This is a genomic window from Catenulispora subtropica (assembly GCF_039531675.1).
GTDB classification, from domain to species: Bacteria; Actinomycetota; Actinomycetes; order Streptomycetales; family Catenulisporaceae; genus Catenulispora; species Catenulispora subtropica.
Map to the genome: position 1 here is coordinate 61,265 of NZ_BAAAQM010000016.1, position 12,296 is coordinate 73,560.

The window sequence follows — 12,296 nt, forward strand, 5'->3', positions numbered from 1 at the left end:
ATGGGCCTGGAAGAGAAACTCCCCGCTGGCTTCCTCCTCACCACGGTCGAGGGCCTGGCGGGTTACATGCGCAAGTCGTCGGTGTGGCCGGCGACCTTCGGTCTGGCCTGCTGCGCCATCGAGATGATGGCCACCGGCGCCGGGCGCTATGACCTGGCGCGTTTCGGCATGGAGCGGTTCTCCGCCACGCCCCGGCAGGCGGACCTGATGATCGTGGCCGGCCGGGTGAGCCAGAAGATGGCCCCGGTGCTGCGCCAGGTCTACGACCAGATGGCGAACCCCAAGTGGGTCATCGCGATGGGCGTGTGCGCCTCCTCCGGCGGGATGTTCAACAACTACGCGATCGTGCAGGGCGTGGACCACATCGTCCCGGTCGACATCTACCTGCCCGGCTGCCCGCCGCGGCCGGAGATGCTGCTGGACGCCATCTTGAAGCTGCACGAGCAGATCCAGAGCATGCCGCTGGGCGTGAACCGCAAGAAGGCCGCCGAGGCGGCGGAGCAGGCCGCCATGAACGCCAAGCCGACCATCCTGATGGAAGGGCTCCTCCGGTGACTGAGAACGTACCCGCGGTCCCGGAGCCGGGTGCCGAGAACGCCGCGGAGCCGGGCGAGCTGATCGCCACCCGCAAGGGCATGTTCGGAGCCCGCAACGGCGGCGACACCTCCGGCTACGGCGGCCTGGTCCGCCGGATCGAGCTGCCGGGCGCCAGCGAGCGCCCCTACGGCGGCTACTTCGACGTGGTCGCCGACGAGCTCGAGGGCGCGCTGGAGGAGCAGGGCCTGCCGGTCGAGGCGATCAGCGCCTACGTGGTGTACCGGGGCCAGCTGACCATCCACGTGCCGCGCGAGCACCTGGTGCGGGTCGCCCGCACCCTGCGCGACGACCCGGCGCTGCGCTTCGAGATGTGCCTGGGCGTCACCGGCGTCCATTTCCCGGAGCAGGCCGGCCGCGAGCTGCACAGCGTCACCGGGCTGTTGAGCATCACGCACAACCGCCGGATCCGGCTGGAGACCACGGCTCCGGACGTCGACCCGCACATCCCGTCGCTCTACGACGTCTACCCGACGGTGGACTGGCACGAGCGCGAGACCTACGACATGTTCGGCATCGTCTACGACGGCCACCCCGGCCTGACCCGGATCCTGATGCCGGACGACTGGCTGGGCCACCCCCAGCGCAAGGACTACCCGCTCGGCGGCATCCCCGTCGAGTTCAAGGGCGCGCAGATCCCGGCTCCGGACCAGCGGAGGGCGTACTCATGACAGTGATCGACGAGACCGGCGAGGACGTCGGCGGCGCGGCCGAGGCCGAGGGCCGGATCTTCAACGTCTCCGGCGGCGACTGGGACGACATCATCTCCGGTCTGGCCGAGAGCCCCGAAGAGCGGATCGTCGTCAACATGGGCCCGCAGCACCCGTCCACGCACGGCGTGCTCCGCGTGATCCTGGAGATCGACGGCGAGACCGTCACCGAGGCCCGCTGCGGCATCGGCTACCTGCACACCGGCATCGAGAAGAACACCGAGTTCCGCAGCTGGGTGCAGGGCACCACGTTCGTGACCCGCATGGACTACCTCACGCCGTTCTTCAACGAGACGGCGTACTGCCTGGCGGTCGAGAAGGCCCTGGACATCGAGGACCGGATCCCGGAGCGGGCGAACGTCATCCGGGTCCTGATGATGGAGCTGAACCGGATCTCCAGCCACCTGGTCTGCCTGGCCACCGGCGGCATGGAGATGGGCGCGCTGACCATGATGACCGCGGGCTTCCGCGAGCGCGAGGAGACGCTGGACCTCTTCGAGTTCGTCACCGGCCTGCGGATGAACCACGCCTACGTCCGCCCCGGCGGCGTCGCGCAGGACCTGCCGCCCGGCGCCGTGGACAAGATCGGCAGCTACGTCAAGCTGATGCGCAAGCGCTTCCCGGACTACGCGAAGCTGTGCAACGAGAACCCGATCTTCCGCGGCCGCACCGAGGGCGTGGGCTACCTGGACCTGGCCGGCTGCATGGCCCTGGGCATCACCGGCCCGGTGCTGCGCAGCGCCGGCCTGCCGCACGACCTGCGCAAGTCCGAGCCGTACTGCGGCTACGAGACCTACGAGTTCGACGTGCCCACCTGGGACACCGCCGACTCCTACGGGCGCTACCGGGTCCGCCTGGCCGAGATGTACGAGTCGCTGCGGATCGTCGAGCAGTGCCTGGACCGGATCCAGCGCACCCAGGGCCAGCCGGTGATGGTCGAGGACCGGAAGATCGCCTGGCCGGCGCAGCTGGCGCTGGGCAGCGACGGCATGGGCAACAGCCTGGACCACATCCGGCACATCATGGGTGACTCCATGGAGGCCCTGATCCACCACTTCAAGCTGGTGACCGAGGGCTTCCACGTCCCGCCGGGGCAGGTCTACGCGGCGGTGGAGTCCCCGAAGGGCGAGCTCGGCGTGCACATCGTCTCCGACGGCGGCACGCGGCCGTACCGGGTCCACTTCCGGGACCCGTCCTTCACGAACCTGCAGGCGACCGCCGCGATGTGCGAGGGCGGCCAGCTGGCCGACGTCATCGTCGCCATCGCCTCGATCGACCCCGTTATGGGTGGAGTAGACCGGTGACAGCGTACGAACACCTCAGGAAGCTCGACGCGGACGCCGCGGAGGTCATCTCCCGGTACCCGCAGTCCGGCTCGGCCCTGCTGCCGCTGCTGCACCTGGTGCAGAGCGAGGAGGGCTACGTCTCCCCGGCCGGCATCGAGTACTGCGCCGACAAGCTGGGACTGTCCACCGCCGAGGTCTCGGCGGTGTCGACGTTCTACACCATGTACAAGCGGCGCCCGGTCGGCGACTACCACGTCGGCGTGTGCACCAACACGCTGTGCGCGGTGATGGGCGGCGACGCCATCTTCGCCACCCTCAAGGAGCACCTCGGCGTCGGCAACGACGAGACCACCGAGGACGGCCGGCTCACGCTGGAGCACATCGAGTGCAACGCGGCGTGCGACTTCGCGCCGGTGATGACCGTCAACTGGGAGTTCATGGACGACATGAACCCGGACAAGGCGGTCCGGCTGGTCGACGAGCTGCGCGCGGGCAAGGAAGTGCAGTCCACCCGCGGCCCGGCGCTGTGCACCTTCAAGCAGGCCGAGCGGATCCTGGCCGGGTTCGAGGACCCGCGCGAGGGCGCGGTCGCCGGCGGCGGCGCCGCCGGGCACGCCTCGCTGGCCGGCCTGCTCGTCTCGCAGGGCCGGACCCCCACCGGTCCGGCCGCGGCAACCCCGGAGGCGTCCGAGTAATGGCACCCGAACTCACTCCCGTCCTGTCCCGCGGCTGGCTGGACTCCGAGCCCTGGACGCTGGCCGGCTACCAGCGGCGCGACGGCTACACCGCGGTCAAGCAGGCGCTGCGGATGCACCCGGACGAGGTGATCCAGCTCGTCAAGGACTCCGGCCTGCGGGGCCGCGGCGGCGCGGGCTTCCCCACCGGCATGAAGTGGGGCTTCATCCCGCAGAACGACGGCAAGCCGCACTACCTGGTGGTGAACGCGGACGAGTCCGAGCCGGGCACCTGCAAGGACATCCCGTTCATCATGGCCAACCCGCACGAGCTGGTGGAGGGCGTGATCATCGCGTGCTATGCGATCCGCGCCCACCACGCGTTCATCTACGTGCGCGGCGAGGTGCTGCACGTGCTGCGCCGTCTGCAGGCCGCGGTGCGCGAGGCGTACGAGGCCGGCTACCTCGGGCGCAACGTCCTCGGCACCGACTTCGACCTCGAACTCACGGTGCACGCCGGCGCCGGCGCCTACATCTGCGGCGAGGAGACGGCGCTGCTGGACTCGCTGGAGGGCAAGCGCGGACAACCTCGTCTGCGTCCCCCCTTCCCGGCCATCGCGGGGCTCTACGCCAGCCCCACCGTGGTGAACAACGTCGAGTCCATCGGTTCGGTTCCCGCGATCGTCCGCAACGGCGTGGACTGGTTCAAGGGCATGGGCAGCGAGAAGTCCCCGGGCTTCACGCTGTACTCGCTGTCCGGCCACGTGAAGCACCCCGGCCAGTACGAGGCACCGCTGGGCATCACGCTGCGCGAGCTGCTGGACTACGCCGGCGGCATCCGCCCCGGGCACCGGCTGAAGTTCTGGACCCCCGGCGGCTCCTCCACGCCGATGTTCACCGAGGAGCACCTGGACACCGTCCTGGACTACGAGGGCGTCGGCGCGGCCGGCTCCATGCTCGGCACCAAGGCGCTCCAGATCTTCGACGAGACCACCTGCGTGGTGCGCGCGGTGCTGCGCTGGACGGAGTTCTACGCGCACGAGTCCTGCGGCAAGTGCACGCCCTGCCGCGAGGGCACCTACTGGCTCGTGCAGATCCTCAAGCGCCTGGAGAAGGGCGAGGGCTCCGAGGAGGACCTCGGCAAGCTCCTGGACCTGTGCGACAACATCATGGGCAAGGCCTTCTGCGCCCTCGGCGACGGCGCGACCGCGCCGATCACGTCCTCGATCAAGTACTTCCGGGACGAGTACCTGGAGCACTTCGAGCGCGGCGGGTGCCCCTTCGACCCGTCCCTGTCCACCGCGTGGGCCGACGGCCCGCTGTCATTCGCGAGGACCAGCGCATGACCGTGACCACACAGAACTCCGCAGACAGCGGCAAGGAGGTGGCGGTGCCTACGCCACCTCCCGTCGAGCTCGTCACCATCACCATCGACGGTGTCGAGCTGCAGGTGCCGAAGAACGAGCTGATCATCCGCTCCGCGGAGCGGATCGGCACCCAGATCCCGCGGTTCTGCGACCACCCGCTGCTGGCGCCGGTCGGCGCCTGCCGGCAGTGCATCGTGGAGGTGGAGGGCCAGCGCAAGCCGGTGGCCTCCTGCACCACCACGGTCACCGACGGCATGGTGATCAAGACCCAGTTCAGCTCGCCGGTCGCCGAGAAGGCCCAGCGCGGGGTGATGGAGCTGCTGCTCATCAACCACCCGCTGGACTGCCCGGTCTGCGACAAGGGCGGCGAGTGCCCGCTGCAGAACCAGGCGATGAGCAACGGCTCCGGGGAGTCCCGGTTCGAGGGCGTCAAGCGCACCTTCCCCAAGCCGATCAACATCTCCAGCCAGGTGCTGCTGGACCGGGAGCGCTGCGTCTCCTGCGCGCGCTGCACCCGGTTCGCCGACCAGATCGCCGGGGACCCGTTCATCACCCTGATCGAGCGCGGCGCGGAACAGCAGGTCGGCATCTCGGTGGCCGAGGACCAGGACTTCGCGTCCTACTTCTCCGGCAACACGGTGCAGATCTGCCCGGTCGGCGCGCTCACCGGCGCCGCCTACCGGTTCCGCTCGCGGCCGTTCGACCTGGTCTCCTCGCCCTCGGCGTGCGAGCACTGCGCCGCCGGCTGCGCGCTGCGGACCGACCACCGCCGCGGCAAGGTCACCCGGCGCATGGCGGCCGAGGACCCGCAGGTGAACGAGGAGTGGAACTGTGACAAGGGACGCTGGGCGTTCCAGTACGCGCAGGCCCCCGGCGCCAAGCGGATCACCACTCCGCTGATCCGGGACCGCGAGTCCGGCGAGCTGCGCGCGGCCTCCTGGCCGGAGGCGCTGGCCTTCGCCGCCGAGGGCCTGAACGCCGCGCGCGGCCGGGCCGCGGCGCTGGTCGGCGGGCGGCTGACGCTGGAGGACGCGTACGCGTACGCGAAGTTCACCCGGATCGCGCTGGAGTCCAACGACATCGACTTCCGCGCCCGGCCGCACTCCGAGGAGGAGGCCGAGTTCCTGGCCGGGCACGTCGCCGGCACCGGGACCGCGACCACCTACGCGCACCTCGACGCCGCGCCGGCCGTGCTGCTGGTCGGCTTCGAGCCGGAGGAGGAGGCGCCGATCGTCTTCCTGCGGCTGCGCAAGAACGTGCTGGCGCGCCGGCTCGCGGTCTCGGCCATAGCGCCGTTCGCGACCCGCGGGCTGGACAAGCTCAAGGGTTCGCTGCTGAAGGCCGCGCCGCTCACCGAGCCGGCCTTCCTGGCCGCGCTGGCCGACGGCGGCCCGGACTCCGGGCTGGACGCCGCGGGCCTGCGGACCGCCGAGGCCCTGCGCGAGCCGGGCGCGGTGATCCTGGTCGGCGAGCGGCTGGCCGCGGTGCCGGGCGCGCTCACCGCCGCGGTGAAGCTGGCCGCGACCACCGGGGCCCGGCTGGCCTGGATCCCGCGCCGGGCCGGCGAGCGCGGCGCGCTGGAGGCCGGCGCGCTGCCGAACCTGCTGCCCGGCGGCCGCCCGATCACCGACTCCGACGCCCGCAACGAAGTGGCCGCGCAGTGGGGCGTCAGCACCCTGCCGGCCGGCTTCGGACGGAGCACCTCGGACATCGTGGACGCCGCGAACCTGGGCCGGCTGGCCGGCCTGGTGGTGGCCGGCGTGGACCCGTACGACCTGGCCGACCCCGAGGCGTTCCTCAGCGGGCTGGAGCGGGTGCCGTGCGTGGTGTCGCTGGAGTTCCGGCACACCGCGGTGACCGAGCGGGCGCACGTGGTGTTCCCGGTCGCGCCGGTGGCCGAGAAGTCCGGCACCTTCGTGGACTGGGAGGGCCGCCAGCGGGCTTTCGAGACCGCGCTGGACGCCGACGCGGTGCAGGCCGCCGGCCTCGGCGAGATGCCGGACCTGCGGGTGCTGGACCGGATCGCGGACGCCATGGACGTGCACCTGGGCCTGCCGACGGTGGGCGCCGCGCGGCACGAGATCGCGCGGCTGGGGCTGTGGGCCGGGGACCGGACGGCGGCGCCGCACGGCACGCCGGCCGAACTGCCCAAGCCGGCGGCCGGCCAGGCCGTGCTGGCCACCTGGCACCTGCTGCTGGACGAGGGCTCGCTGCAGGCGCACGAGCCGTTCCTGGCCGGGACCCGCAAGCCCACCGTGGTCCACCTGAGCAAGGAGACCGCCTCGGAGATCGAGGCCGCCGAGGGCGACCTGGTGACGGTCTCCACCGAGCACGGCGCGATCACCCTGCCGCTGCGGATCGCCGACCTGGCCGGCCGCGTGGTGTGGCTGCCGACGAACTCGCGCGGCTCGCAGGTGCGCCGCACGCTGCGCGCGGACACCGGCTCGCTGGTCACGATCGCGCGCGCCGCGACCGAAGTGGAGGTCACCGCATGAGCGCGCTGGCAGTCCTGGCCCCGCTCGCCGCCGACGAGCCCACGCCGCCGACGAACTACGAGAACCTCTCGTACTTCGGCACGGACCCGTGGTGGCTGATCCTGATCAAGGTGGTCGCGGTCTTCGCGTTCCTGGTCGTCACGGTGCTGATGGCGATCCTGTTCGAGCGCAAGATCGTCGGCTACATGCAGCAGCGCATCGGCCCGAACCGCACCGGCCCCTGGGGCCTGCTGCAGTCGCTGGCCGACGGCGTGAAGCTGATGCTCAAGGAAGACATCATCCCCACCGCGGCGGACAAGATCGTCTTCATCCTGGCCCCGCTGCTGTCCACCATCCCGGCGTTCCTGGCGATCGCGGTGATCCCGTTCGGGCCGGCCGACGACCAGGTGTCGATCTTCGGGCACCGGACCGCGCTGCAGCTCACCGACCTGCCGGTCGGCATCCTGTACGTGCTGGCCGCCACCTCGATCGGCATCTACGGGATCGTGCTCGCCGGCTGGGCCTCGGGCTCGACCTACCCGCTGCTCGGCGGCCTGCGCTCGACCGCGCAGATGATCTCCTACGAGATCGCGATGTCACTGTCCTTCGTGGCGGTGTTCATGTACGCCGGCACGATGAGCACCTCGGGCATCGTGGCCAGCCAGCACAGCTTCTGGAACGCGATCCCGCTGCTGCCGTCCTTCATCATCTACGTGGTGTCGATGGTCGGCGAGACCAACCGCGCGCCGTTCGACCTCCCGGAGGCCGAGGGCGAACTGGTCGGCGGCTTCCACACCGAGTACTCCTCGATCAAGTTCGCGCTGTTCTTCCTGGCCGAGTACATCAACATGGTCACCGTCTCCTCGCTGGCGGTCCTGATGTTCCTCGGCGGCTGGCACGCCCCGTTCGGGCTGGTGTCGGTCTGGTCCGGCGCGAACAGCGGCTGGTGGCCGGTGCTCTGGTACGTCGGCAAGCTGGTGCTGTTCATGCTGTTCTTCTTCTGGCTCCGCGCCACCCTGCCCCGCCTGCGCTACGACCAGTTCATGAAGCTGGGCTGGAAGGTGCTGATCCCGGTCTCGCTGGTCTGGCTGCTCCTGGTGGCCGTCGAGCGGACCCTGAAGAACCAGGGCGACCTGGACCGGGACCACATCTGGTACATCGGGGGCCCGGTGATCGGGTTCCTGGTGCTGGCCTGGCTGGTCGGCGAGCTGCGCTACCGCCGGGCCGACGCCAGGGAGAAGGCCGAGCAGGCCGCCGAGGCGGAGCAGCCCTTCGACCCGATGGCCGGGGGCTTCCCGGTGCCGCCGATGCCGGGCCAGGCCCTGCCGGCGTTCACCCCGCGCCGGCCGCGGGCCGCCCTGGTGGGCGCCGTGGTGGAGCCGGCCGACAGCGGCGAACTGGAACAGGCAGGAGACTCCGATGTCTGACGCTGAGCAGCAGAACCCGTACTCCGACTCGGACAAGCCCAGGAACCCCCTGGCCGGGGTCGCCGGGTTCGGGGTCACCTTCTCGACGATGTTCAAGAAGCGGACGACCGAGCAGTACCCGGAGGAGCCGAAGCAGACCGCGCTGCGGTTCCACGGCCGGCACCAGCTCAACCGGCACCCCGACGGCCTGGAGAAGTGCGTCGGGTGCGAGCTGTGCGCCTGGGCCTGTCCGGCGGACGCGATCTACGTCGAGGGCGCCGACAACACCGACGAGGAGCGGTACTCCCCGGGCGAGCGCTACGGCCGCGTCTACCAGATCAACTACCTGCGCTGCATCCTGTGCGGGCTGTGCATCGAGGCGTGCCCGACCCGGGCGCTCACCATGACCAACGAGTTCGAGCTCGCCGACGACTCGCGGGCCAAGCTCATCTACACCAAGGAAGAGCTGCTGGCCGGCCTGTCCGAGGGCATGGTGGAGACGCCGCACTCGATCTTCCCGGGCATGACCGCGAAGGACTACTACGAGGGGAAGGTCACCGCGGCCGCTCCGGGCACCGTCCCGCAGCCGCGCGCCTCCCAGAAGCAGGACCAGAAGGACCTGGACAGGGAGGAGGCGTGATGTTTGCAGCAGTCGGCCCATCCCTGGGTGCCGTGACGCTGGCGGACGGGATGACCAAGACCTCCAACGGCGAGGCGGTGCAGTTCTACGTCCTCGGCGCGGTGGCGGTCCTCGGGGCGCTCGGGATGGTCTTCAGCAGGAAGGCCGTGCACTCGGCGCTGTCGCTGGCCGCGACCATGGTCTGCCTGGCGATGTTCTACCTCGCGCAGGGGGCGTACTTCCTCGGCGTGGTGCAGATCGTCGTCTACACCGGCGCGATCATGATGCTGTTCCTGTTCGTGCTGATGCTGGTCGGCGTCTCCAGCGCCGACTCCCTGGTGGAGACCATCAAGGGCCAGCGCAAGCTGGCGGTGCTGGCCGGCGTCGCGTTCGGCGTGCTGGTCATGACCACGCTCGGCCACGCGCGGCTCGGCACCTTCCAGGGCGCCGGCCCGGCGAACGCCGGCGGCGGCAACGTGAAGAACATCGCCGACCTGATCTTCAGCAAGTACTTCTGGGCCTTCGAGGTCACCTCGGCGCTGCTGATCACCGCGGCGGTCGGCGCGATGGTGCTGACCCACCGCGAGCGCCTGGTCGCCCGCAAGTCGCAGAAGGAGCTGGTCGAGGACCGGGTGCGCACCGGCAAGCGGATGACCCCGCTGCCGACGCCGGGCGTCTACGCGCGGCACAACGCGGTGGACATCCCCGCGCTGCTGCCGGACGGCTCGGTGGCCGAGGACTCGGTCAACGCCACGCTGGTGGCCCGCACCCCGGTGCGGGACGCGGTCGGGCTGACCGCGGTCACCAAGCAGGCGATGGCCGTGCCGCGGCAGGGTGACGCTCCTTCAGTGGAGAGCACAGCGAACGCCGCCAACGGAGGCACCGAATGAACCCGGCCAACTACCTGTACCTGTCGGCGCTCCTGTTCACGATCGGCGCCTTCGGCGTCCTGATCCGGCGGAACGCCATCGTGGTCTTCATGTGCGTGGAGCTCATGCTCAACGCCGTGAACCTGTCGCTGGTGACCTTCTCCCGGATGCACGGCGACCTCACCGGCCAGGTCATCGCCTTCTTCACGATGGTGGTGGCGGCGGCCGAGGTCGTGGTCGGGCTGGCCATCATCGTGTCCGTGTTCCGCACCCGCCGCTCGGCCTCGGTCGACGACGCGAACCTGCTGAAGTACTGAGAGGCGGGCCGATCACACCATGCAAAGCCTGATCTGGCTTGTCCCCGGACTGCCGCTCTTCGGCGCGGCGATCCTGCTCCTGGGAGGCAAGCGCACCAACGCCTGGGGGCACCTGCTGGGGTGCCTGACGGCGCTCGGCAGCTTCGCCCTCGGCGCGGGACTGTTCTTCACCATGCTGGGCAAGCACGGCGACGCGCGCACGATGCACCAGCACCTGTACTCCTGGGTCCCGGTGCCCGGGACGGGGCAGAACCCGTTCCAGGCCGACGTGGCCTTCCAGCTGGACCAGCTCTCGATGGTCTTCGTGCTGCTGATCACGGGTGTCGGATCCCTGATCCACATCTACTCGATCGGCTACATGAGCCACGACCCGGAGCGCCGGAAGTTCTTCAGCTACCTGAACCTCTTCCTGGCCGCGATGCTGATCCTGGTGCTGGCCGACAACTACCTGCTGCTGTACGTCGGCTGGGAGGGCGTCGGCCTGGCGTCGTACCTGCTGATCGGCTTCTGGCAGTACAAGCCGAGCGCGGCGGCCGCGGCGAAGAAGGCGTTCGTCGTCAACCGCGTCGGCGACGTCGGCCTGTCGGTCGCCGTGATGCTGATGTTCGTCACCTTCGGGACGTTCAACTTCTCGAACCCCGGCGGGTCCGGCCAGTCGCCGGCGAACCAGATCGGGGTCTTCGGCCTGGCGCCGGAGGCCTCGAAGGGCGCGCTGACCGCGATCGGGATCATGCTGCTGCTGGCCGCCTGCGGCAAGTCGGCGCAGTTCCCGCTGCAGACCTGGCTCGGCGACGCGATGGAGGGCCCGACCCCGGTCAGCGCCCTGATCCACGCCGCGACCATGGTGACCGCGGGCGTCTACCTGATCGTCCGCTCGCACGCCATCTTCGACGGGTCGCCGACCGCGCGCCTGCTGGTGACCATCGTGGGCGCGATCACGCTGCTGCTCGGTGCCGTCATCGGTTGCGCCAAGGACGACATCAAGAAGGGCCTGGCCGGCTCGACGATGTCGCAGATCGGCTACATGATCCTGGCCGCCGGCCTGGGGCCGCTCGGCTACGCGTTCGCGATCATGCACCTGGTCACCCACGGCTTCTTCAAGGCCGGGCTGTTCCTCGGCGCCGGGTCGGTCATGCACGGCATGAACGACGAGGTGGACATGCGCCGCTACGGCGGCCTGCGCAAGTACATGCCGGTCACCTTCGTCACGTTCTTCCTGGGCTACCTGGCGATCATCGGCTGCCCGCCGTTCTCCGGGTACTTCTCGAAGGACAAGATCATCGAGGCCGCGTTCAGCAAGGGCGGCACCTCGGGCTGGATCCTCGGCGGCGCGGCCCTGCTCGGCGCGCTGATCACCGCGTTCTACATGACCCGCATGGTGATCATGACCTTCTTCGGCGAGAAGCGCTGGCACGAGGACGCCGAGGGGCACGAGCCGCACCCGCACGAGTCCCCGTTCAACATGGTGCTGCCGATGCTGGTCCTCGCGGTCGGCTCGGTGGCCGCCGGGTTCCTGTTCAACCTGAACGACGCGTTCGTCGACTGGCTGGAGCCGGTGACCGGGCAGCGTCCGGAGGGCAAGCTGCCCGCCGGCCTGACCACCACGACGCTGTCCATCATGATCCTGGCGGCGGTGGCCGTGGGGGTCGGGATCGCGGTCCTGCAGTACGGCACCCGCAAGGTGCCGGCGGTCGCCCCGCGCGGCTCCTTCATCACCGTGGCGGCCCGCAAGGACCTGTACGGCGACGCCTTCAACGAGGCGGCGCTGATGCGCCCCGGCCAGTACCTGACCCGGACCCTGGTCTACACCGACAACCGCGGTGTGGACGGGGCGATCAACGGCCTGGCGGCGCTGGTCGGCGGGACCTCCGGGCGCCTGCGGCGGCTCCAGAACGGGTTCGTCCGCTCCTATGCCCTGTCCATGTTCGGGGGAGCGGCCGCGCTGGTCGCCGCGATCCTGTTCGCGAAGCTGTAGAGGGA

The 12,296-nt window shown here is 70.2% G+C and carries 11 protein-coding genes; all 11 read left to right on the forward strand.

What is annotated here, in order from left to right:
• From ABD466_RS15905 to nuoL, 11 genes are read left to right on the forward strand one after another with little or no spacing between them, the layout of a single operon-like run.
• Window positions 1-555, forward strand: a complete 555-nt coding sequence (locus ABD466_RS15905; protein WP_344657818.1) for a NuoB/complex I 20 kDa subunit family protein — start codon at window positions 1-3, stop codon at window positions 553-555.
• On the forward strand, window positions 552-1,265 hold the full coding sequence (locus tag ABD466_RS15910) for an NADH-quinone oxidoreductase subunit C (protein WP_344657819.1): 714 nt from the start codon (window positions 552-554) through the stop codon (window positions 1,263-1,265). Before ABD466_RS15905 ends, ABD466_RS15910 begins: the two co-directional genes overlap by 4 nt.
• Window positions 1,262-2,608, forward strand: a complete 1,347-nt coding sequence (locus tag ABD466_RS15915) for an NADH-quinone oxidoreductase subunit D (RefSeq protein ID WP_344657820.1) — start codon at window positions 1,262-1,264, stop codon at window positions 2,606-2,608. Before ABD466_RS15910 ends, ABD466_RS15915 begins: the two co-directional genes overlap by 4 nt.
• Window positions 2,605-3,285, forward strand: a complete 681-nt coding sequence (nuoE, locus tag ABD466_RS15920; protein ID WP_344657821.1) for an NADH-quinone oxidoreductase subunit NuoE — start codon at window positions 2,605-2,607, stop codon at window positions 3,283-3,285. Before ABD466_RS15915 ends, nuoE begins: the two co-directional genes overlap by 4 nt.
• Entirely contained in the window at window positions 3,285-4,610 is a 1,326-nt protein-coding gene (nuoF, locus tag ABD466_RS15925) for an NADH-quinone oxidoreductase subunit NuoF (RefSeq protein ID WP_344657822.1), read from the forward strand. The genes nuoE and nuoF overlap by 1 nt, the downstream gene beginning before the upstream one ends.
• Window positions 4,607-7,126, forward strand: coding sequence for an NADH-quinone oxidoreductase subunit G (locus tag ABD466_RS15930; RefSeq protein WP_344657823.1), 2,520 nt, complete (start codon window positions 4,607-4,609; stop codon window positions 7,124-7,126). The genes nuoF and ABD466_RS15930 overlap by 4 nt, the downstream gene beginning before the upstream one ends.
• Window positions 7,123-8,532 (forward strand): NADH-quinone oxidoreductase subunit NuoH, encoded by a 1,410-nt coding sequence (gene nuoH / locus ABD466_RS15935; RefSeq protein WP_344657824.1) that lies wholly within the window; start codon window positions 7,123-7,125, stop codon window positions 8,530-8,532. The genes ABD466_RS15930 and nuoH overlap by 4 nt, the downstream gene beginning before the upstream one ends.
• Window positions 8,525-9,151: an NADH-quinone oxidoreductase subunit NuoI gene (gene nuoI / locus ABD466_RS15940; protein WP_344657825.1), complete on the forward strand. Its 627-nt coding sequence runs from the start codon at window positions 8,525-8,527 to the stop codon at window positions 9,149-9,151. Before nuoH ends, nuoI begins: the two co-directional genes overlap by 8 nt.
• Window positions 9,151-10,020 carry an NADH-quinone oxidoreductase subunit J gene (locus ABD466_RS15945; RefSeq protein ID WP_344657826.1) on the forward strand — a complete coding sequence of 290 codons (870 nt, stop codon included), beginning with the start codon at window positions 9,151-9,153 and terminating at the stop codon, window positions 10,018-10,020. Before nuoI ends, ABD466_RS15945 begins: the two co-directional genes overlap by 1 nt.
• Window positions 10,017-10,316: an NADH-quinone oxidoreductase subunit NuoK gene (nuoK, locus tag ABD466_RS15950; RefSeq protein WP_344657827.1), complete on the forward strand. Its 300-nt coding sequence runs from the start codon at window positions 10,017-10,019 to the stop codon at window positions 10,314-10,316. The genes ABD466_RS15945 and nuoK overlap by 4 nt, the downstream gene beginning before the upstream one ends.
• A 19-nt stretch (window positions 10,317-10,335) precedes the next feature.
• Complete coding sequence (nuoL, locus tag ABD466_RS15955) at window positions 10,336-12,291, forward strand: NADH-quinone oxidoreductase subunit L (RefSeq protein ID WP_344657828.1); 1,956 nt, start codon at window positions 10,336-10,338, stop codon at window positions 12,289-12,291.
• Window positions 12,292-12,296: the final 5 nt, after the last annotated feature.

Excerpts from the sequence above, each read along its gene's own strand:
- ABD466_RS15905 (WP_344657818.1), top strand. The coding sequence starts at position 1 with ATGGGCCTGGAAGAGAAACTCCCCGCTGGCTTCCTCCTCACCACGGTC.
- ABD466_RS15915 (WP_344657820.1), top strand. The coding sequence starts at position 1,262 with ATGACAGTGATCGACGAGACCGGCGAGGACGTCGGCGGCGCGGCCGAG.
- nuoF (WP_344657822.1), top strand. The coding sequence starts at position 3,285 with ATGGCACCCGAACTCACTCCCGTCCTGTCCCGCGGCTGGCTGGACTCC.
- ABD466_RS15930 (WP_344657823.1), top strand. The coding sequence starts at position 4,607 with ATGACCGTGACCACACAGAACTCCGCAGACAGCGGCAAGGAGGTGGCG.
- nuoH (WP_344657824.1), top strand. The coding sequence starts at position 7,123 with ATGAGCGCGCTGGCAGTCCTGGCCCCGCTCGCCGCCGACGAGCCCACG.
- nuoI (WP_344657825.1), top strand. The coding sequence starts at position 8,525 with ATGTCTGACGCTGAGCAGCAGAACCCGTACTCCGACTCGGACAAGCCC.
- ABD466_RS15945 (WP_344657826.1), top strand. The coding sequence starts at position 9,151 with ATGTTTGCAGCAGTCGGCCCATCCCTGGGTGCCGTGACGCTGGCGGAC.
- nuoK (WP_344657827.1), top strand. The coding sequence starts at position 10,017 with ATGAACCCGGCCAACTACCTGTACCTGTCGGCGCTCCTGTTCACGATC.
- nuoL (WP_344657828.1), top strand. The coding sequence starts at position 10,336 with ATGCAAAGCCTGATCTGGCTTGTCCCCGGACTGCCGCTCTTCGGCGCG.